Origin of the sequence: Streptomyces sp. HmicA12 (genome assembly GCF_000373565.1) — a bacterium.
In the GTDB taxonomy this organism is placed as follows: Bacteria; Actinomycetota; Actinomycetes; order Streptomycetales; family Streptomycetaceae; genus Streptomyces.
Window position 1 is genome coordinate 21,634 of sequence record NZ_KB891816.1, and the last position, 19,478, is coordinate 41,111.

General features: G+C 71.0%; 18 protein-coding genes. 3 read left to right on the plus strand and 15 right to left on the minus strand.

The genetic code is table 11. The features are described 5' to 3' along the window. Window positions 1-46: 46 nt before the first annotated feature. Together B072_RS0124880 and fdxA are read right to left on the minus strand one after the other, a co-directional pair. Window positions 47-1,150, minus strand: coding sequence for a bifunctional succinyldiaminopimelate transaminase/glutamate-prephenate aminotransferase (locus tag B072_RS0124880; RefSeq protein WP_018532658.1), 1,104 nt, complete (start codon window positions 1,148-1,150; stop codon window positions 47-49). Window positions 1,151-1,272: 122 nt separating this feature from the next. Next, window positions 1,273-1,593, minus strand: coding sequence for a ferredoxin (gene fdxA, locus B072_RS0124885; protein WP_018532659.1), 321 nt, complete (start codon window positions 1,591-1,593; stop codon window positions 1,273-1,275). A gap of 141 nt (window positions 1,594-1,734) precedes the next feature. Between fdxA and B072_RS0124890 the strand changes: the two genes are divergently transcribed. Together B072_RS0124890 and B072_RS0124895 are read left to right on the plus strand one after the other, a co-directional pair. After that, window positions 1,735-2,772: a GNAT family N-acetyltransferase gene (locus tag B072_RS0124890; protein WP_026246262.1), complete on the plus strand. Its 1,038-nt coding sequence runs from the start codon at window positions 1,735-1,737 to the stop codon at window positions 2,770-2,772. Window positions 2,773-2,802: 30 nt separating this feature from the next. Next, window positions 2,803-3,645, plus strand: coding sequence for a tetratricopeptide repeat protein (locus B072_RS0124895; protein WP_018532661.1), 843 nt, complete (start codon window positions 2,803-2,805; stop codon window positions 3,643-3,645). A 91-nt stretch (window positions 3,646-3,736) separates the two neighbouring features. Here the strand turns inward: B072_RS0124895 and B072_RS0124900 are convergent, their stop codons facing one another. The 8 genes from B072_RS0124900 to B072_RS0124935 form a co-directional block, all read right to left on the minus strand. After that, the gene (locus tag B072_RS0124900; RefSeq protein WP_018532662.1) at window positions 3,737-4,351 is read right to left on the minus strand and encodes a response regulator transcription factor; all 615 of its coding nucleotides are present in this window, start codon (window positions 4,349-4,351) and stop codon (window positions 3,737-3,739) included. After that, entirely contained in the window at window positions 4,348-5,517 is a 1,170-nt protein-coding gene (locus B072_RS0124905; RefSeq protein ID WP_018532663.1) for a sensor histidine kinase, read from the minus strand. Before B072_RS0124905 ends, B072_RS0124900 begins: the two co-directional genes overlap by 4 nt. Then, a complete protein-coding gene (locus tag B072_RS0124910; RefSeq protein WP_018532664.1) occupies window positions 5,514-6,254 on the minus strand; it encodes an ABC transporter permease in 741 nt (246 codons plus the stop codon). The genes B072_RS0124905 and B072_RS0124910 overlap by 4 nt, the downstream gene beginning before the upstream one ends. Beyond that, entirely contained in the window at window positions 6,251-7,180 is a 930-nt protein-coding gene (locus B072_RS0124915) for an ABC transporter ATP-binding protein (protein ID WP_078506571.1), read from the minus strand. The genes B072_RS0124910 and B072_RS0124915 overlap by 4 nt, the downstream gene beginning before the upstream one ends. 86 nt (window positions 7,181-7,266) lie before the next feature. Then, window positions 7,267-9,369: a hypothetical protein gene (locus B072_RS0124920; protein ID WP_026246263.1), complete on the minus strand. Its 2,103-nt coding sequence runs from the start codon at window positions 9,367-9,369 to the stop codon at window positions 7,267-7,269. Window positions 9,370-9,532: 163 nt separating this feature from the next. Further along, entirely contained in the window at window positions 9,533-9,955 is a 423-nt protein-coding gene (locus tag B072_RS0124925; protein WP_018532667.1) for a DUF6113 family protein, read from the minus strand. After that, window positions 9,952-10,881, minus strand: a complete 930-nt coding sequence (mshB, locus tag B072_RS0124930; RefSeq protein WP_018532668.1) for an N-acetyl-1-D-myo-inositol-2-amino-2-deoxy-alpha-D-glucopyranoside deacetylase — start codon at window positions 10,879-10,881, stop codon at window positions 9,952-9,954. The genes B072_RS0124925 and mshB overlap by 4 nt, the downstream gene beginning before the upstream one ends. Window positions 10,882-10,905: 24 nt before the next feature. Continuing rightward, the gene (locus B072_RS0124935) at window positions 10,906-11,100 is read right to left on the minus strand and encodes a hypothetical protein (RefSeq protein WP_018532669.1); all 195 of its coding nucleotides are present in this window, start codon (window positions 11,098-11,100) and stop codon (window positions 10,906-10,908) included. A 163-nt stretch (window positions 11,101-11,263) separates the two neighbouring features. Here B072_RS0124935 and B072_RS0124940 point away from each other — a divergent pair, with 163 nt between their 5' ends. Then, window positions 11,264-13,396, plus strand: coding sequence for a S9 family peptidase (locus B072_RS0124940; RefSeq protein WP_018532670.1), 2,133 nt, complete (start codon window positions 11,264-11,266; stop codon window positions 13,394-13,396). A 149-nt stretch (window positions 13,397-13,545) separates the two neighbouring features. Here B072_RS0124940 and B072_RS0124945 read toward each other — a convergent pair whose 3' ends face one another. The 5 genes from B072_RS0124945 to B072_RS0124965 all read right to left on the minus strand — a co-directional run bounded on the left by B072_RS0124945 (window position 13,546) and on the right by B072_RS0124965 (window position 19,296). Beyond that, window positions 13,546-14,700, minus strand: a complete 1,155-nt coding sequence (locus tag B072_RS0124945) for an ABC transporter ATP-binding protein (RefSeq protein WP_018532671.1) — start codon at window positions 14,698-14,700, stop codon at window positions 13,546-13,548. Next, entirely contained in the window at window positions 14,687-15,670 is a 984-nt protein-coding gene (locus tag B072_RS0124950; protein WP_018532672.1) for an ABC transporter ATP-binding protein, read from the minus strand. Before B072_RS0124950 ends, B072_RS0124945 begins: the two co-directional genes overlap by 14 nt. A 5-nt stretch (window positions 15,671-15,675) precedes the next feature. Further along, complete coding sequence (locus B072_RS0124955) at window positions 15,676-16,668, minus strand: ABC transporter permease (protein WP_018532673.1); 993 nt, start codon at window positions 16,666-16,668, stop codon at window positions 15,676-15,678. Beyond that, entirely contained in the window at window positions 16,661-17,584 is a 924-nt protein-coding gene (locus tag B072_RS0124960) for an ABC transporter permease (protein ID WP_018532674.1), read from the minus strand. Before B072_RS0124960 ends, B072_RS0124955 begins: the two co-directional genes overlap by 8 nt. An 80-nt stretch (window positions 17,585-17,664) precedes the next feature. Then, window positions 17,665-19,296, minus strand: a complete 1,632-nt coding sequence (locus B072_RS0124965) for a peptide ABC transporter substrate-binding protein (protein ID WP_018532675.1) — start codon at window positions 19,294-19,296, stop codon at window positions 17,665-17,667. Window positions 19,297-19,478: the final 182 nt, after the last annotated feature.

Consider the following 19,478-nt stretch of genomic DNA (forward strand, 5'->3'; position numbering starts at 1 on the left):
CTCCCGGGCACCCCGCTTTCGCCGTGAATGCGGCAGTCGGCCCGCGTCAGGACAGTCGGGCGACCGCTGCCCGCACCCGCTCGTCCGAGGCCGTCAGGGCCACCCGTACGAAGCGGTCGCCCGCCTCGCCGTAGAAGTCGCCGGGGGCCACCAGGATGCCGAGTTCCGCGAGGTGGGCCACCGTGTCCCAGCAGGATTCGTCGCGGGTCGCCCACAGGTACAGGCTCGCCTCGCTGTGCTCGATGCGGAAGCCGTGCTTCAGCAGGGCCTCGCGCAGCTGCTCGCGGCGGGCGGCGTAGCGGGCGCGCTGCTCCTGGACGTGCTGGTCGTCGCCGAGGGCCGCGACGACCGCCGCCTGCGTCGGAGCCGACGTCATCATGCCGCCGTGCTTGCGGATCTGGAGCAGCGGATCGAGGACCGCCGCGTCGCCGGCCAGGAACGCGGCCCGGTAGCCCGCCAGGTTCGAGCGCTTGGAGAGCGAGTGGACGGCGACCAGGCCCTCGTGGGAACCGCCGTTGACGTCCGGGTGCAGCACCGAGACCGGCTCCGCCTCCCAGCCCAGTTCGAGGTAGCACTCGTCCGAGAAGATCAGGATGTCGTGCTCGCGTGCCCAGGCCACGATCCGGGTGAGGTCGTCCTTGCTCAGCACCTTGCCCGTCGGGTTCGACGGGGAGTTGAGCCACAGGAGCTTGATGCCCGTGGGGTCGAGCTCGGTCGGGTCGTCGTACGAGACGTAGTCCGCGCGGGCGAGGCGGGCACCGACCTCGTACGTCGGGTACGCGAGCCGCGGGTAGGCCACTTTGTCGCCCGGGCCGAGGCCCAGCTGTGTCGGCAGCCAGGCCACCAGCTCCTTGGAGCCGACGATCGGCAGGACGTTCACGTGCCCGAGGCCGCGGGCGCCGAGCCTGCGTTCGCACCAGGACACGAGCGCGTCACGCAGCTCGGGGGTACCCCAGACCGTGGGGTAGCCGGGCGAGTTCGCCGCGTCGATCAGGGCCTTCTGGATCAGCTCGGGCACCGGGTCGACGGGCGTGCCGACGGACAGGTCGACGATGCCGTCCGGGTGCGCGGCGGCCGTCTTCTTGTACGGCTCCAGCTTGTCCCAGGGGAAGGTGGGGATGCGGTCGATGGGGGCCGGGACTGCGGACACCTGTCAGCTCACTTCTCTCACGGGTCGGTGGACACACGGGTCGGTACAAATGCCGCGGTCCCGTACGGCGGTGGAAGCCGTACGGGACCGGGGCAGCGCCTGTGCGTACCGCTGAAGCAGGGTTACTGGTTCTGCGGCGGCAGGGCGGCGATGAAGGCGTGGTCCTTCTCGATCAGGCCCATCTTCGAGGCACCACCGGGCGAGCCGAGCTCGTCGAAGAACTCGACGTTCGCCTTGTAGTAGTCCTTCCACTCCTCCGGAGTGTCGTCCTCGTAGAAGATGGCCTCGACCGGACAGACCGGCTCACAGGCACCACAGTCGACGCATTCGTCCGGGTGGATGTACAAGGACCGGGAGCCCTCGTAGATGCAGTCGACCGGGCACTCCTCGATGCACGCCTTGTCCTTGACGTCGACACAAGGCTGCGCGATGACGTAGGTCACGCTGTCGTTCCTCCTCGATAGGGCGCTGGCGGGCCTCCACAGGCTCCGCCGCCTGGCGCGCGGGAGCGCGGCGTCGTCGATGCCCGCCTCCTAGTATCTCCGTTCCCGGCCATGATCCGAACAGGAGGGGTGGGCCTAGCTGTGGAATTCACTGCTGGCGGACGGCTCGAAGTCCGCATCTCGGGCGATGACGTGGGAAAACGCGTGTCTGTACGACGGGTGAGCGAGGAGGGCTCCGCGGGTCGGAAGTTCACCGACACCGTCGGTGTTCTCACATCGTGGAACGACGGTGTGTTGCTCATCACGCGGCGGACTGGGGAGCGGGTCGCCGTCGAGGAGTCCGCACTGGTCGCCGGGAAGGTCGTGCCCGCGGAGCCGGCGCGGCGCCGCGGCCCGTCCGCGACCTTCGCCGAGCTCGCGCACGTCTCCGCCCGCGCCTGGCAGCCGCTGGAGTGCGAGCTGCTGGGCGAGTGGCGGCTGCGGGCCGCCGACGGTTACACCAAGCGGGCCAATTCCGTGCTGCCCGTGGGCGACCCGGGCATGCCCGTCGCCGACGCGCTGGACCACGTACGGCGTTGGTACGCGGCTCGTGGGCTGCCCGTCTACGCGCAGGCCTCGACCGGCGCCGAGGGGACGCAGGAGCTGCTCTGCGCCGAACTGGCGGCCCGCGGCTGGACGGACGAGACGCCGACCGAGGTGCGGATCGCGGCGCTCGCCCCCGTCGGGGACCAGCCCGATCCCGGCGCCGAGGTCGTGCTCGCGCGGCAGCCGTCGGCGGAATGGCTCGCGCGCTACCAGCGCAAAGGGGCGAGCGAGGTCGCGCAGAAGGTGCTGTGCGCCGGTCCCTCGGTGTGGTTCGCGAGCGTGCCGGGCGAGGGTGGCGTGCCCGCCGCCATCGGGAGGTGCGTGGTCGACGGACGGTGGGCCGGGTTCGGTGCCGTGGAGGTCGACCCCGCACAGCGGCGCCGCGGGCTCGCGACGAAGATCATGACGGCGCTCGCGCGGCAGGCCCTGGACGAGGGGGCGTCGGCGGCCTGGCTCCAGGTGGAGGCGGACAACGAGGGGGCGCGCGCCCTGTACGACCGCATGGGTTTCGCCACGCATCACACCTACCACTACTACCGTGCACCGGAGCACCAGGACGGCATCGGCGGTTCTGTCCACCGCCGGGCCCGCTAATCGATCGGCCTGAGAGGGCACGAGGCACGTATGTCCCCCCACTTGTCACCCCGTTCCACCGAACTCCGGCGCCGGTTCGCCGAGCAGGCCCGGGCCGAGCGGCCCGATCTGGCGCAGCTGTGTCTGCTGCTCGCCGCGGAGGCGGACCGTGCGCTCGACGAGGCCGGCATGGACGCCGTGCAGATCGAACTGGACGAGCTGGCCGGGCGGTTGCCGTTCCGGCCGGGCGGGCCGCGGGCCTGGGCGACGGCGCTCGCCGAACTGCTCGGGGCGCGGCTCGGCTTCCACGGGGTGCCGGGCGACTACCAGCGCCTGGAGTCGTCGCTGCTGCACGAGGTCGTGCGGCGACGGCGCGGGCTGCCGATCCTGCTGTCCGTGGTGTGGATGGAGGTGGCCAGGCGGGCCGGCGCTCCCGTGTACGGGGTGGCGCTGCCGGGGCACTTCGTCGTCGGGTTCGGTCCCCCGGAGGATCAGGTGCTGGCCGATCCGTTCGACGGCGGGCGGGTGCTGTCGGGGCCGGACACGGAGCTGCTGGTGGCCGGGGCGACGGGGGCGCCGCTGGATCCCTCGATGCTGCGGCCCGCCGATCCGCTGGAGGTCGTGCTGCGGATCCTCAACAACGTGCGGGCGTGGGCCGCGACGCGGCCGGAGCGGTCGGACGTGTCGCTCTGGGCCGTGGAGCTGTCGTTGCTGCTGCCCTCCCATCCGGCCCGGCTGCGGTACGAGCGGGCTCAGTTGCTGGTGCGGCGGGGGGATTTCGTGATGGGGGCCGTGGAGTTGGAGGCGTACGCGGAGGTGGTCGGCGCGGTGGACGCCGCCGCTGGGGAGCGGGTGTTGGGGCAGGCCCGGGCTGCTCGGGCCATGTTGAACTGAGGTTCGGACTCTCGTCTGCCCAGGTCCGTTGGTTGCCGGGTGCGAGTTGTCGGTGGTTGCTCGCGCAGTTCCCCGCGCCCCTGACGGGGCTCTACAGCCAGCCCTTCTCCTTCGCGACCCGTACCGCCTCCGCCTTGTTGCGTACCGTCAGCTTCTGGATCGCCACCGACAGGTAGTTGCGGACCGTGCCCTGCGACAGGTTCAGGGCCGTGGCCAGTTCGGCGTTCGTGCGGCCGTCGGCCGCCGCGCGGAGCACCTCGCGTTCGCGGTCCGTCAGCGGGTTCGCGCCCTCGGCCAGGGCCGCCGCGGCGAGCGTGGGGTCGATGACGCGTTCACCGGCGAGGACCTTGCGGATCGCCGCGGCGAGCTGGGCCGCGGGGGCGTCCTTGACCAGGAACGCGTGCGCGCCCGCCTCCATGGCGCCGCGCAGATAGCCGGGGCGGCCGAAGGTCGTGAGGACGACCACCCTCACCTCCGGCTGCTCGGCGTGCAGTTGCGCGGCCGCCTCGATGCCCGTACAGCCCGGCATCTCGATGTCGAGGAGCGCCACGTCCACGTCGTGCGCGCGGGCCGCCGCGAGGACCTCGTCGCCGCGCGCCACCTGGGCGACGACGTCGATGTCCGGTTCCAGGCCGAGCAGTGCCGCGAGGGCCTCGCGCACCATCGACTGGTCCTCGGCGAGGAGAACCCTGATCTTCGTCGTCATGCGGCGGATCCTACGGAGACCGCCGGGACCCGGGCCACCAGGCGGAACCCGTGGCCGCCCGCCGTGCCGGTGTCCAGGGTGCCGCCGACCGCGGCGAGGCGTTCGGCGAGGCCGGTCAGGCCGTTGCCCGGCGACGCCCCCGAGGGCCCTGCGCCGTCGTCCTCGACCGTCAGCTCGACGACGGGTCCTTCCAGGGTCTCGCGGCGCGTGACGTCCACGGAGCAGCGCCGGGCGCCGCTGTGCCGCACGACGTTGGTGACGGCCTCGCGCAGCGACCAGGCGAGGGCCGACTCCTGTGTCTCGGGCAGCTCCGGGACCGCGGAGGGCATCGTCGCCTCGATACCGGCCGCCTTCAACGCGGCCTGGGCACCCGCGAGTTCGGCGGTCAGGCGGGGGCGCCGGTAGCCGGTGACCGCCTCCCGTACGTCGACCAGGGCCTGGCGGCTGACCTGCTCGATGTCGGCGACCTGGCCGGCCGCCTTCTCGGGATGGTCGGGGAGCATCCGGCCCGCCAGTTCGCTCTTCAGCGTGATCAGGGAGAGGGAGTGGCCGAGCAGGTCGTGCAGGTCCCGGGCGAGCCGCAACCGCTCCTCGTTCGCCGCCAGTTGGGCCACCTGCGCCCGTGCCTCGCGCAGTTCCCGCGTCGTGCGGACCAGTTCGCGTACGCCGATCATCGAGAAGCCGCCGAGCAGGGCCGGGACGATCAGCCAGTACTGCGGGTCGGTGTCGAGCAGGAGTCCCACGCCGACCATCACGGCCGTCGTGCCGACGATCGCGGGGCGGGACCGGTGCAGCGGGAGAACCGCGCCGAAGGCCACCGAGACGTAGACGAACAGGACGAGCCACTCGGCCCCGAGCGTCAGGGAGAGGACGACGGCGAGGACCGGCAGCAGGCCCAGGCACACGGTGGCCCCGAGCCGGCCGAGCGGGCGGCCCGTCTGCCGCATCACCAGGCCCACGTACGCGCCCGCGAACACGGTCAGGCCGAGGCTCGCGAAGACCGTGCCGGGCACGCTGTGGTTCCCCTGCGCCAGGTCGGCGACCGGGCTGCCGAGGAAGGCCAGCCACATGGCGATCCACACGAGCTTCACGTAGACCTCGCGGCGGGTCTCCGGCGGCCGGGCGACGCCCGGGAGGCGGCCGGAGCCGCCCGTCTCGGTGCTCACGCCTTCAACGTGTCCTTCCGGTACAGGTATGCCGCGCCGCCCGCGAAGAGCAGGAAGTAGACGACGATCAGCGCGACGTCCTTGGCGTGCGGGGCGCCCCCCAGCTCGATGGCCTGGCCGAGGGCGGCGTAGGCGTGCGTGGGCAGCCACTTGGCGATGTCCTGGAGCCATTGCGGGAAGGTCGTGGTGGGCATCCACAGGCCGCCCAGGATGGACAGGCCGAAGTAGACGATCATCGTGATCGGGCGGACGGCGTCCCCGGACGCGAGGTAGCCGATGGCGACGCCGAGCGCGGCGAAGCAGAGGCTGCCCGCCCAGATCGCGCCGGTCAGCGCGAGCCATTGCCAGGCGTCGAACCGTACGTCCTTGAAGACCGCGGCCACGACGAAGACGACCACGATGGACGGGAGGGAGACCACCGCCGCGCTGGCCGTCTTGGCGAGGACGTAGCCGCGGCCGGGGAGGGTGGTGAGTCTCAACTGCCGTACCCAGCCGCTCTCCCGCTCCTTGGCGATGCGCTCGCTGTTGCCCATGAGGACCGCGGTGAGCGCGCCGAAGGAGGCCATGGAGACCATCATGAAGGCCGGCAGGTTCAGGCCGATGCCGTCGATGAGGTCGGCGGAGTCGGCGCTGCCCGCGATGAGCAGGAAGAGCACCGACGGGTAGATCACCGAGAAGAACAGGAACTTCTTGTTGCGCAGGGCGCGGGTGATCTCCAGCTTGATCAGGCTGTTCATGACGCCTTCGCCTCCTGGGCGGCTTCTTCCGCGGTCGTGATGGCGACGAAGGCCTGCTCCAGGCCGAGCCCGGCGACTTCGAGGTTGCGGGGGTAGACGCCGAGCCCGTACAGGGCGTGCACGGTCGCGTCGGCGTCGGTGGACTGGATGCGGACCGTCTGGCCCGAGATGTCGACGCCGGTGAGGAACGGCAGCGCCTCGATGGCGGCCGTGTCGATCGGGCCCTCCAGGTCGAAGGAGACCTTCCGGGCGCCCGCCTTGGCCTTGATCTCGGCGGCGGTGCCGTCGGCGAGGATGCGGCCGCGGTGCAGGACCAGGACGCGGTCGGCGATCGCGTCGGCCTCCTCCAGGTAGTGCGTGGCGAACAGGACGGTGCGGCCCTGGTCGGCCTGTTCGCGCATGGTGGCCCAGAACGCCTGACGGGCCGTGACGTCCATGCCGGTCGTCGGTTCGTCGAGGACGATCAGGTCGCTGTCGCCGGCCGTGGCGAGGGCGAAGCGGACCCGCTGCTCCTGGCCGCCGGAGAGCTTGTTGACCTTGCGGTCGGCGATCTGGGTGATGCCGGCCCGGCTCAGGACGTCGTCGGTCCGGTACGGCTTCGGGTGCAGGGCCACCGCGAGCTGGACGAGCTCACGCACGGTCACCTCGTCCATCAGGCCGCCGCTCTGCAGCATGGCGCCGACCCGGCCGCGCACGATCGCGTCGCGCGGGCTCAGGCCGAAGACCCGCACGTCGCCGGTGTCGGCGGGGCGCAGGCCGAGGAGGAGGTCGAGGGTGGTGGACTTGCCGGCGCCGTTGGGGCCGAGCAGGGCGACGGTCTCGCCGGGGTGCAGGGCGAGACTGAGCCCGTCGACGGCCTTCACCGTGCCGTAGGTCTTCGTCACCCCGGTGAAGGTGACCGCTGCGTCTGAGTTCATACCGGACATCGTCGCCGGTCAGCGGTCGCGCGCGGCAGTGCCTCGTGTCGCGCGTCCCGCATGACATCTGTCATGCGGGACGGTTGACGGCCGGGTCAGCCCGCGTTCGTCGGGATGTCCACGGTGCGCTCGGCCTTGGTCTTGCCGAGCAGCGCCCGGCCCATCGCCTGGGCGACGTCGGTCGGCTGGACCGGGGTCTTCTTGCCGGTGCCGCGGGTGATCAGGACGCCGTCGAAGGTGTTCCCGTAGAGCTTCTTGAGCTCCGGGAGGTCGTACGTCTCGATGAGCTGGCCGTCGACCGCCTTCATGCCGAGCACCTTCGGCAGCGAGATGGCCGGGCCGAAGTCGATCTGCTTGCCGCCCGCCGTGATCGTGACGTTGGCGGACATCGCGGGCTCGGCGAACTGCTTCATCTTCCGGTCGACCTCCGCGTTCGAGATCGTCGGCTGACGCGTCGTCGTCGCCACCTGGACCGCGGCGTCCTTGCCCGTCTCGACGTGCGCGCGGTACGCCTCGGCGACCGCGGACGCCGACTGGTCGACATCGATGCCCTTGCCGGACTTGCCGTAGACCGCGACGGCCTTGCCGGGGACGAACTTGATCGTGCCGTCGCCGGAGGCGGCCGCGCCGCCCGCCGCGTTCTCCAGGGCCGCGTGCAGCTTCTCCTCGTCGACCGGCATGACCGGCTCGACGACCCGACCGTTGCCGAACAGCGAGCCGATCACGGAGACCGGGTTGTAGTCGCTGCCCGCGGCGGCGGAGACGGTGGCCGCGCTGTCCAGGGAGAGGCCCGACTGGTCCGGCTTCAGCGCGACCGTCTTGCCGTCGACCTGGAGCTTCAGGGCGTCGTCGGTGCGCTTGCCGAGGGTGTTCTCCAGCTTGGCGGCCGCCTCGTCGCGGGTGCCGCCGCCGATGTCGACGCCGAGGACGGTGGTGCCCTTGGGGACGTCGGAGTGGTTCATCAGCAGGCCCGCGCCGTACGCGACTCCGGCCACGCCGACGACGCCCGCGCCGAGCAGGACCAGCTTGTTGCGGCCCTTCTTCTTCTTTTTGGCGGGGGCGGCCGGGGTGCTCTGCACCGGGTCCGGCAGCTTCGGCGGGGTGTGCGGCGTCGGCGCCTGGCCCTGCGGAGCGAACGGCGAGCCGGGGCCCGCGCCCTGGCCGCCCTGCGGGACGACGGGGATGCCGCTGGTGAGGGTGTCGCCCGAGACGTTCCCGCCGCGCGGGGACGGTTCCGGGGCCGGCTTCTGCGGCGTGAGGATCGCGGTGTCGTCGCTCATCCGGGGCGGCGTCGGGGCACCGGCTCCGGGGACGGGCGGGTTGGGCGCGTTCGGCGTCACCATCGGGCCGTCGCCGCTCACCGGACCCGTGGTGGGCCCGACGGGACCCTTGGGGCCGTTGGGGCCGCCGGGGCCGGCCGGCCTGCCGGAGCCGTCGGGTCCGGCCGGTCCGCGGCGCGGGGCGCCGGGCTCCTGGCCGCCCTCGGGCGCACCGTCGGCGCTCCCGGAGAAGTACGGCAGGTCACCGCGGTCCTGCGCGGCGCGCGGGGCACCGCCGAGCGGTCCCGAGGCGAGCGCGCCGGACACGTCGAAGCCGCCGGACGAACCGCCCGCGGGCCCCGAGGGACCGGACGGCCCGCTCGGCGCACCCCCGGAGGGGATTCCGCCCGAAATGCCCGACGGGGCACCGCCGTTCGCGGGAGCCGGGGCGCCCGCGGCGCCGGGGCGCGGCGGAGCGGCGGCACCCTTGCGCGGGGCGAACCAGTCGCTGGTCTTCTCCTCGCGCTGGGCCTGGGGCTCGGCGGGCTCCGCCGGACGCGGGTGCCGGCCCGTCTGCGTCGGGTCGGACCCGACGCCGGAGGGCGCGGCGGGACGGCTCTCGGGGGCCGGTGCCGCGGCGGCCTGCGGAGCGGACTGCCCGGCGCCGTCGCCGGGACCGGCGTCGACGTCACTCATGGGCGTACGCATCACGACCGGCGGGATCGGCCGGGAGCCCGGAATGTTGATCCGGATCCGGGTGGTCAGCGTCGTCTCGGTCTTGGGGCCGTCCTGGTCGCCCGGGGGCACCTGCCCCATCGGATCGGCGTCGCCGGACGCCGCACCCTGCGCGGACGTTCCGTACGGAGGCGTCCCCGACGGGTAGGCGGCACCGCCGCGCCCCTGGGGTCCGGAGGACGAACTGTCAGTTTCACGACTCAAAGCAGGTTCTCCCGGTTGGCTCCGCCGCCCGTCTCGACCTCGCGCGGGCTGCTCGGCGGCGCGCACCACCATACTGGCCGCCGCGGGAACTCACCGTGTGACGGATGGTGAATCCCCTATGGCCACCGTGTCGGCGTCCGTGGAAGTCCGCCGAAGTGGTACGTCACTTCCCAAGTCGGGCGGCGGGCGCGGGTGGTTGCCGCGGCAGCCCGAGGGTGGCGCACATCACAGCGACGGCCATCCCTCCGAGGAGGAAGAGGTAGGAGCCGAGTCCCGCGCCGAACAGGAAGTCACCCTCGGGGCGGCTCGCGGTGAGCAGCATGACGGCGATGAGCCAGCCGCCCGCGGGCGCCACGGCTCCGGCTCTGCCGCCGGTGAGGCGCGCCCCGCCGTGGAAGACCCCGGCCGCGCCGAGCAGCGCGAGCAGCAACCCGCCCGGGAACCAGCCGCCTTGGACCAGCGCGCCCGCGGCGCCGACGAGGGCGCCGAGCACGAACAGGACGACGAGGACGACGGTCCGGCCGAGGCTGAAACCGATCGGCTGCGCGAGGGCGCTGCCCTGGGCCTGCGTCTTGCCGTTACTCATCGGGCCCGCGCTCCTTCGATGTCCTGGACGCCCTCGACGCCCTCGAACAGGTCCTTCTCGTACGCCGATCCGGGCTCGCCGCGCACCAACTCGTAGTACTCGATGTCGAACAGCGGCTGGGCGAGCCCGTTGGACAGCGCGAACACCGTGCCCCCGTCCGCGACGTCCACCTGGGTGGCGTGCGCACGCATCGCGGCCGCCTTGCGCTCCAGGTACGGCCGTCCGTCGATCTCGGCGGTGATCCGCTCGTCGTCGACGACTCCCGGTACGTCGCCGACGGCCGCGACGGCGGCGAAGGGCGCGGGGTCCAGCCGCCGGAACCTCTCCCTGACACTCCGGAACTTCTCTTCGACGACCGTCCGGGGCACCCGGTTCCAGTAGATCTTGGAGATCGTGTGCGGATCTCCGAGGTCGCGCCGGAAGGCGGGCTCCGCGGCGAGTTCGGCGGCGCGCATGGCGACGCGGTGCGCCTGGATGTGGTCGGGGTGGCCGTAGCCGCCGTCCGGGTCGTACGTGACGAGGACCTGCGGCCGGACCTCGCGGACGACGGCGACCAGCTGGGCCGCGGCCTCGTCCAGGTCGGTGGACCAGAAGGCGCCCGCCCGCTCGTTCTGCTCGACGCCCATCATCCCGGAGTCGCGGAAGCGGCCGGGGCCGCCGAGGAAGCGGTGGTCGGTGACGCCCAGTTCCTTCATGGCGGCGGCCAACTCACCGATACGGTGCGGGCCGAGGAGATTCTCACGGTCTGGAGCGAGATGGGCCAGTTCGTCCGGAATGACCTCACCCTCTTCACCGAGGGTGCAGGTCACGAGCGTGACGTGGGCTCCGTCGGCGGCGTACTTGGCCATCGTGGCGCCATTGTTGATCGACTCGTCGTCGGGGTGCGCGTGCACGAGGAGCAGACGCCGGCCGGGCAGTTCGGTCATGTGCCCCAGCCTAGGACTTCACCCCTAGAAGTTGATGCCGCCGACCATGTCCGCGACGTTCGTGGTGAGCTGCTTGATGGTCGGAGCCATGGAGGAGCTCGCCAGGTAGAAGCCGAGGAGCACGCAGACCACCGCGTGTCCGGCCTTCAACCCCGACTTCTTGATCAGGATGAAGACGATGATCGCGAACAGCACCACGGCCGAGATCGAGAGTGCCACAGCGGTCCTCCTCCAAGGTGATCCGGTCGCCACAGGTCGCCGATGGGTTGGTACCCACGGAGCGCTACGAATCATAACTATCCGTCGTCGCGCATGAGTCGCCGCCAGGGGGCACCGGAAGCACGAGGGGGCGCATGCCCGACGCGCGCCCTACGCTTCGGGGATGACCACCGAGACCGAGACGTCCGCCCCTCCGTTGTCCTTTCCGCGTCAGCACGCGCGCACCCAACGCTTCACGCTGGGCGCGCCGCGCGCGTTCACGGTGGCGCCGGACGGCGAGCGCGTCGTCTTCCTGCGCTCCTCGTCCGGCACCGACCGGGCGAACGCCCTGTGGGTGCTCGATGTGACGAGCGGCCAGGAGCGCGCGGCGGCCGACCCGGCGGCGCTGCTCGGCGGCGCGACCGAGAACCTGTCGGCCGCGGAGCGGGCCCGGCGCGAGCGCAGCCGCGAGGGCGGCGCGGGCATCGTCGGCTACGCCACGGACGCGGCGGCGGAGTTGGCGGCGTTCGCCCTCTCGGGCCGTCTGTTCACCGCCGAGCTGCGCGCGGGCACCACCCGTGAACTGGCCGTTCCCGGGCCGGTCATCGACCCGCGCCCCTCCCCCGACGGCCGGCACATCGCGTACGTCGCGCGGGGCGCGCTGCGGGTCGTCGGCGCGGAGGGCGGGGACGACCGGGCGCTCGCGACCCCCGAGTCGGAGACCGTCACCTACGGCCTGGCGGAGTTCATCGCGGCCGAGGAGATGTCCCGCTACCGCGGCTACTGGTGGTCGCCCGACTCGGACCGGCTGCTCGTGGCCCGCGCCGACGACGCCGACGTGCGCCGCTGGTGGATCGCCGACCCGGCGCACCCGGACCGCGAGCCGGCCCGCAACGCCTACCCGGCGGCCGGCACCCCCAACGCGGACGTGCGCCTCTTCTCGTACGCGCTCGACGGCACCCGCGCAGAGATCACCTGGAACCGCGCCGCGTACCCGTACCTGGCCCGGGTGCACTGGTCGGCGGACGGTGCCCCGCTGATCCTGGTCCAGGCCCGTGACCAGCTCAGCGCGCTGTACCTGGCGGTGGACCCGGACACCGGCGCGACCCGGATGGTGCACGCCGACGAGGACGACCAGTGGCTGGAGCTGCTGCCCGGCGTGCCGTGCTGGTCGCCGAGCGGGCAGCTGGTGCGGATCGCCGACGAGGGTGGCGCGCGGGTCCTCGCGGTAGGCGAACGGCCGCTCACCGGGCCGCAGTTGCACGTCCGCGCCGTCCTGGACGTCGGCGCGAGCGACGTGCTGATCTCGGCGTCGGCGGGCGCGGACGCGGAGGCGCCGGAGACCGGCGAGATCCACGTCTACCGCGTCAACGAGCTCGGCGTGCAGCGCCTGACCGGCGAACCCGGCGTGCACTCCGCGATCCGCTCCGGCGATGTCACGGTCCTCGTCTCGGCAACCCTCGACTCCCCCGGCGCACGGGTGCGCGTGGAGCGCGAGGGCAAGCACGTCGCCGAGATCTCCTCACACGCGCAGGCTCCCGTGCTCACCCCGCGGGTGACGCTGGCGGAGGCGGCCGGCATTCCGTGCGCCGTCCTGCTCCCCTCCTCGTACGCGGAGGGGGACGGGCCGCTGCCGGTCCTGATGGATCCGTACGGCGGCCCGCACGGGCAGCGCGTCATGGCGGCGCACAACCCGTATCTGACGTCCCAGTGGTTCGCCGACCAGGGCTTCGCGGTGATCGTCGCGGACGGGCGCGGCACCCCGGGCGTCTCGCCCGGCCGGGAGAAGTCGATCCGCGGCGACTTCACGGTGACGCTGGACGACCAGGTCACGGCGCTGCACGCGCTGGCCGACCGCTTCCCGCTCGACCTGTCCAAGGTGGCGATGCGCGGCTGGAGCTACGGCGGCTATCTGTCGGCGCTCGCCGTGCTGCGGCGGCCCGACGTCTTCCACGCGGGCGTCGCGGGGGCGCCGGTGACGGACTGGCGGCTGTACGACACCCACTACACGGAGCGTTACCTGGGCGATCCGGCGGCGACCCCGGAGACGTACGCGAAGAGTTCGCTGGTGACGGACGACGGGCTGTCGGAGCCGGCGGATCAGCACCGGCCGATGCTGATCGTGCACGGGCTCGCGGACGACAACGTCGTGGTCGCGCACGCGCTGCGGTTGAGCTCGGCTCTGCTGGCGGACGGGCGGCCGCACGAGGTGCTGCCGCTGTCCGGGGTGACCCACATGACGCCGCAGGAGCAGGTCGCGGAGAACCTGTTGCTGCTTCAGGTGGACTTCCTGAAGCGGTCGTTGGGGCTGGGATAGGCAACCGGGGCTGGAGCGACATGGCGCGCTCCAGCCCCGGTCTACGGCACCCGCACGGCCGTACGTGGAATACCTTGGCCCGTCCGTATATCGGTGCCGGGTCGGTCAAGTTGCCTGCGTGTAAAGGAGTTACCGGGATCAAACCGGCACTACTCGGACGGCACGACCTGCTTCTCCTCCGCGAAATGACACGCCGACGGATGCGCCGTGGGACCCGTGTCACCGCGGAAGACCGCCGGGACCGCGAGCAGCGGAACCTCCTCCTCGCACCGCTTCTGCGCCTTCCAGCAGCGGGTGCGGAAGCGGCAGCCCGAGGGCGGGTTCGCGGGCGAGGGGACGTCACCGGCGAGCAGGATGCGCTCGCGGTGTTCGCGGGCCGCGGGGTCCGGGACCGGGACGGCGGAGAGCAGCGCCTGTGTGTAGGGATGCGTCGGATGGTCGTAGATCTCGGCGTCACTGCCGACCTCCACGATGCGGCCCAGGTACATGACGCCGACCCGGTCGGAGATGTGCCGGACGATCGAGAGGTCGTGGGCGATGAACACGTACGACAGATTGAACTCGTTCTGCAGGCGGTCCAGCAGGTTGACCACCTGCGCCTGCACCGAGACGTCGAGCGCGGAGACCGGTTCGTCGGCGACGATGATCTCGGGGCGCAGCGCCAACCCCCGTGCGATGCCGATGCGTTGACGCTGGCCGCCGGAGAACTGGTGCGGGTAGCGGTTGATGTACTCGGGGTTGAGCCCGACCACGTCGAGCAGTTCCTGGACCCGCTTGCGCCGGTCGCCCTTGGGGGCCACCTCGGGGTGGATCTCGTACGGCTCGCCGATGATGTCGCCCACCGTCATACGGGGGTTGAGCGAGGTGTACGGGTCCTGGAAGACCATCTGGATGTTGCGGCGGACGGCCTTGAGGGCGCGGCCGGACAGCGTCGTGATGTCCTCGCCCTTGTACTTGATGGCGCCCGCGGTCGGGCGCTCCAGGTTCACCAGCATCTTGGCGACGGTGGACTTGCCGCAGCCGGACTCGCCGACGATGCCGAGCGTCTCCCCCTGGCCGAGGTCGAAGTCGACGCCGTCGACGGCCTTGACCGCGCCGACCTGCTTCTTGATCAGGATGCCCTGGGTGAGGGGGTAGTGCTTGACCAGCCCCCGCACCTCCAGGATCGGTTCGTGGCCGGACGCCGAGCCGTTCCTCGCGTACGCGGACTCGGCCTGCGACTGGTGGAGAAGGTGCTCGGCGATCTCGCCCTCGCGCCTCAGGTGGTCCTTGCTGACGTGTCCGCCGCCTTCAACGTGTGGCATCGAGCGTCTCCTTCCAGAAGTGGCAGGCGCTGCGGCGCTCGGGCGTGACCTCGGCGAGCGGCGGGACGTCGGTGCGGCACACGTCCTGGGCCATCGGGCAGCGCGGGTTGAAGGCGCAGCCGGGCGGGATGTTCATCAGGTTCGGCGGCAGGCCCTTGATCGCGTAGAGCTCCTGCCCCTTCTGGTCCAGGCGCGGGATCGATTCGAGCAGGCCCTTGGTGTACGGGTGGGCGGGCGCCTTGTAGATCTCGTGGACGGGGGCCTGTTCGACGATGCGGCCCGCGTACATGACGGCGATCTTGTCGGCGACGTCGGCGACCACGCCGAGGTCGTGGGTGATGAGGATGAGCCCCATGTTGAGCTCGCGCTGCAACTCGGCGAGCAGGTCCATGACCTGGGCCTGGACGGTGACGTCGAGGGCGGTGGTGGGCTCGTCGGCGATGATCAGGGCGGGTTCGAGGGCCAGCGCCATGGCGATCATGATGCGCTGGCGCATACCGCCGGAGAACTGGTGCGGGTACTGGCCGACGCGCTCCTTGGCGGCGGGGATGCGCACCCGGTCCATCAGCTCGACGGCCTTGGCCTTCGCGTCCTTGCGGGACGTGCCCTGGTGGACGACGAACAGTTCGCCGATTTGCTCGCCCACGGACAGCACCGGGTTGAGGGAGCTGAGCGCGTCCTGGAAGATCATCGCCATCTCCGCGCCGCGGATCTTGCGCCGCTCCTCCTCCTTGAGCTTGAGGAGGTCCTGGCCGCGGAAGAGCACCTCGCCCCCGGTGATCTTCCCGGGCGGGATGTCGAGGATGCCCATGATGGCCTGCGCGGTGACGGACTTGCCGGAGCCTGACTCGCCGAGGACGGCCAGGGTCTCGCCCTCGTCGACCGTGTAGTTGACGCCGTTCACCGCCTTGGCGATGCCGTCCCGGGTCCGGAACTCGACGTTCAGGTCGCGTACTTCGAGCAACGGCATGGGCGCTACCTCAGCTTCGGGTCGAGGGCGTCGCGCACCGCGTCGCCGAGCATGATGAACGCCAGGACCGTGATCGCGAGGGCGCCGGACGGCCACAGCAGCGCGTGCGGGGCGTTGCGGATGTTCGCGGACGCCGACGAGATGTCGATGCCCCAGCTGACGGCGGGCGGCTTCAGACCGACGCCGAGGTACGAGAGCGTCGCCTCCAGGGCGATGTACGTACCGAGGGCGATCGTCGCGACGACGATGACCGGTGCGACCGCGTTCGGTGTGATGTGCCGCAGCAGCATCCGGGAGTTGGAGGCACCGAGCGCCCGCGCCGCCTGGACGTAGTCGTTCTGTTTGGCGGTGATGACCGCGCCGCGCGCGATGCGGGAGATCTGCGGCCAGCCGAGCAGCACCATGAACCCGATGACCGGCCAGACGGTGTTGCTGCTGACGACCGACAGGAGCACCAGGCCGCCGAGGACGACGGGGATCGCGAAGAAGATGTCGGTGATGCGGGACAGGATCGAGTCCCAGAACCCGCCGAAGAACCCGGCGAGGCCGCCGAGGACCGAGCCGAGGAGCGCGACGCCGACCGTGGCGCAGACGCCGACGGTGATGGAGTTGCGGGCGCCGTACACGGTGCGGGTGTAGACGTCGCAGCCCTGGCCGTCGAAGCCGAAGGGGTGGCCCGACTCGGAACCCTGCTGACGCTTGGACAGGTCGCAGGAGAGCGGGTTGCCGGACGCGATCAGCTGCGGCCAGATCGAGATGATCACCAGGAAGAGGATGACCAGGGCCGAGATGATGAAGATCGGGTTGCGGCGCAGGTCCCGCCAGGCGTCGGACCACAGGCTGCGGGGCTTGCCCGCCGGGCCGCCCGCGGAGCCGCCCGGCCGGCCCTGCACGGTCGCGCCCTCGCTGGTGGCGAGGTCCATCGCGCCGCCCATGCCGGTCGCGGCGATGGCACCGTCGTCGGGTGTGCGCCCGTCGGGTGCGTGCGGTTCAGGCATAGCGGATCCTCGGGTCGAGTACGGCGTACAGGAGGTCGACGATCAGGTTCACCGCGAGGAAGACCAGCACGAGGATCGTCACGAAGCCGACCACGGTCTGGGTGTTCTGGCGCAGGATGCCCTGGTAGAGCTGGTAGCCGACGCCGTGGATGTTGAAGATGCGCTCGGTGACGATCGCGCCGCCCATCAGGGCGCCGACGTCGGCGCCGATGAAGGTGACCACGGGGATCAGCGAGTTGCGCAGCAGGTGCCGGGTGATGACGCGGCGCCGGGGCAGGCCCTTGGCGACGGCGGTGCGCACGTAGTCGGCCCGCTTGTTCTCCGCGATGGACGTCCGGGTCAGCCGGGTCACGTACGCGAGGGAGACCGAGGCGAGGACCAGACCGGGCACGATCAGCTCGCTGAAGGTCGCCTCCGTGGACACCGCCGGTTCGATCCAGCCCCACTTGACGCCGAGCAGCAGCTGCAGCAGCAGACCGGTGACGAACGTCGGGACGGAGATGACGACGAGGGTCAGCAGCAGCACTGTCGTGTCGATGGGACGCCCGCGCTTGAGGCCGGTGATGACGCCGAGCGTGATGCCGACGACGATCTCGAAGAGGATCGCCACGATGGTCAGCCGGATGGTGACGGGGAACGCGGTCGCCATCAGCTCGGTGACCTTCTGGCCGTTGAACGCCGTACCGAAGTCGCCGGTGAAGACGTTCCCCATGTACGTCAGGTATTGCTGCCACACCGGCTTGTCGAGGCCGAACTCCTTCGACAGCTGGGCCTTGGTGGCGGGGTCGCAGGCCTTGTCGCCGCACAACCCGGCGATGGGGTCGCCCATCACGTTGACCATGAGGAAGATCAGCAGCGTCGCGCCGATGAAGACCGGGATCATCTGCAACAGGCGCCGGATCACATAACGTCCCATGAGGACTCCGGTTCCGATTCAGCGGGGCGGCGGGAGCGGCGGTGGGCCGGAGACCGGCCGGGACCGCCGCTCCCCGGGCGTCAGTTGACCTTGATCTCGTTGTAGACCGGAACGCTGAACGGGTTCAGCGCGACGTTCGAGACCTTGTCCGAGTAGCCGGCGCTGCCGTTCTGGTACCAGAGCGGAATGGCCGCCATGTTGTCCCGGACGACCTCCTGGGCCTGCTGGAACGTCTTGACCGCCTTGGCCTGGTCGGGCTCGGCGTTGGCCTTGTCCACGAGGGAGTCGAACTCCTTGTTGGACCAGTGGCCGTCGTTGGACGAGGCGTTGGTGTAGTACAGCGGCTGCAGGAAGTTCTGGATGAGCGGGTAGTCCATCTGCCAGCCGGCGCGGAACGGGCCCGTCATCTTCTTGTCGGTGATCTTGTTGCGGAAGTCGGCGAAGGTGCCGGTGGGGCTGCCGACGCACGCCTTGTCGTTGCCGAGGGCGTTGTTGATGGAGTTGCAGACCGCGTCGACCCACTCCTTGTGGCTGCCGGTGTCGGCGTTGTAGCCGATCGTCACCTGGCCGCCGGGGATGCCGCCGCCCTCCTTGACCAGCTTCTTGGCCTCGGTCGGGTTGTAGTCGCAGAACTCACCGCACAGACCCTCCTTGTAGCCGCCGTCCGCGCCGAGGACCGGCGAGGTCCAGTCGGTGGCCGGGGTACGGGTCTTCTCGAAGATGCTGTCGGTGATCTGCTTGCGGTTGATCGCCATCGACAGGCCCTTGCGCACCTTGTCGCTGTCCGCCTTGTTCCAGTCGGCGTCGTAGAACGGGAAGGCGAGCGTCTGGATGATGCCGGCGGGCGTGTTGATGTACCGGCCGTCGAGGTCCGTCTTCACGTTCTTGAGCTGCGCGGCGGGCACGTCGTCGACGAGGTCGAGGTTGCCGGCCGTCAGGTCGGTGTAGGCCGTGTTGTTGTCCGTGTAGACCTTGAGGTCCACGCCGGAGTTCTGGGCCTTGTCGTCACCGGGGTACTCGTCCCACTTGCGCAGGGACATCTGGCTGCCCTTTTGGTACGAGTCCACGGTGTACGGGCCGTTGCCGATGGGCTTGCTCACGTAGGAGTCGTGGTCGTCGAAGAACACCTTGGGCAGCGGCGCGAAGGCCGCGTAGCCGAGCGTGTCGGGCCAGGTGGAGAACTTCTGGTTCAGCTTGACCGTGAAGGTGTTGTCGCCGGTGACCTTGAGGCCGGAGAGGGTGTCGGCGCTCTGCGAGCCGGAGTCCGGGTGGACCTTGTCGTAGCCGTCGATCTGGCCGAAGAAGTAGGCGTTCTTCTGGTTGTTCTTCAGGCTCGCGCCGTAGTTCCAGGCGTCGACGAAGGACTTCGCGGTGACCTTCTCGCCGTTGGAGAACGTCCAGCCCTTCTTCACGGTGATCGTGAAGTTCTGCGAGTCGGACGTGTCGATCTTCTCGGCGAGCATGTCCTCGGCCTTGCCCGACTTCGGGTTGTACCGCTTCAGGCCCCGGAAGATCATGTCCAGGACCTTGCCGCCCTGCACCTCGTTGGTGTTCGCGGGCTCCAGCGGGTTCTGCGGGTCACCCCAGGAGGAGCGCACGATCCCGGAACCGTCACCGCCGCCTCCGGAGTCGCCGCCGCCCCCACAGGCCGTCGCCGCGAGGGCTACGGCCACCGCACCAGCGGCCCACTTGGCGTGCGTGGCTCCACGCATGGAGTGCCTCCTCTTTGCCAGTCACGTGACACGTACGCCCAAATATCGGCATATGTCGCGCGCAGCGCACTCCGGGATCGGCCAGATGGTGGGCGCGGGCGGCGTCAGCCCTGGGGCACCCCTTCGACGGCGGGGCGCACAGCGTACGCATAGCGAGACGCGAGTATCCGTATATCGGACGG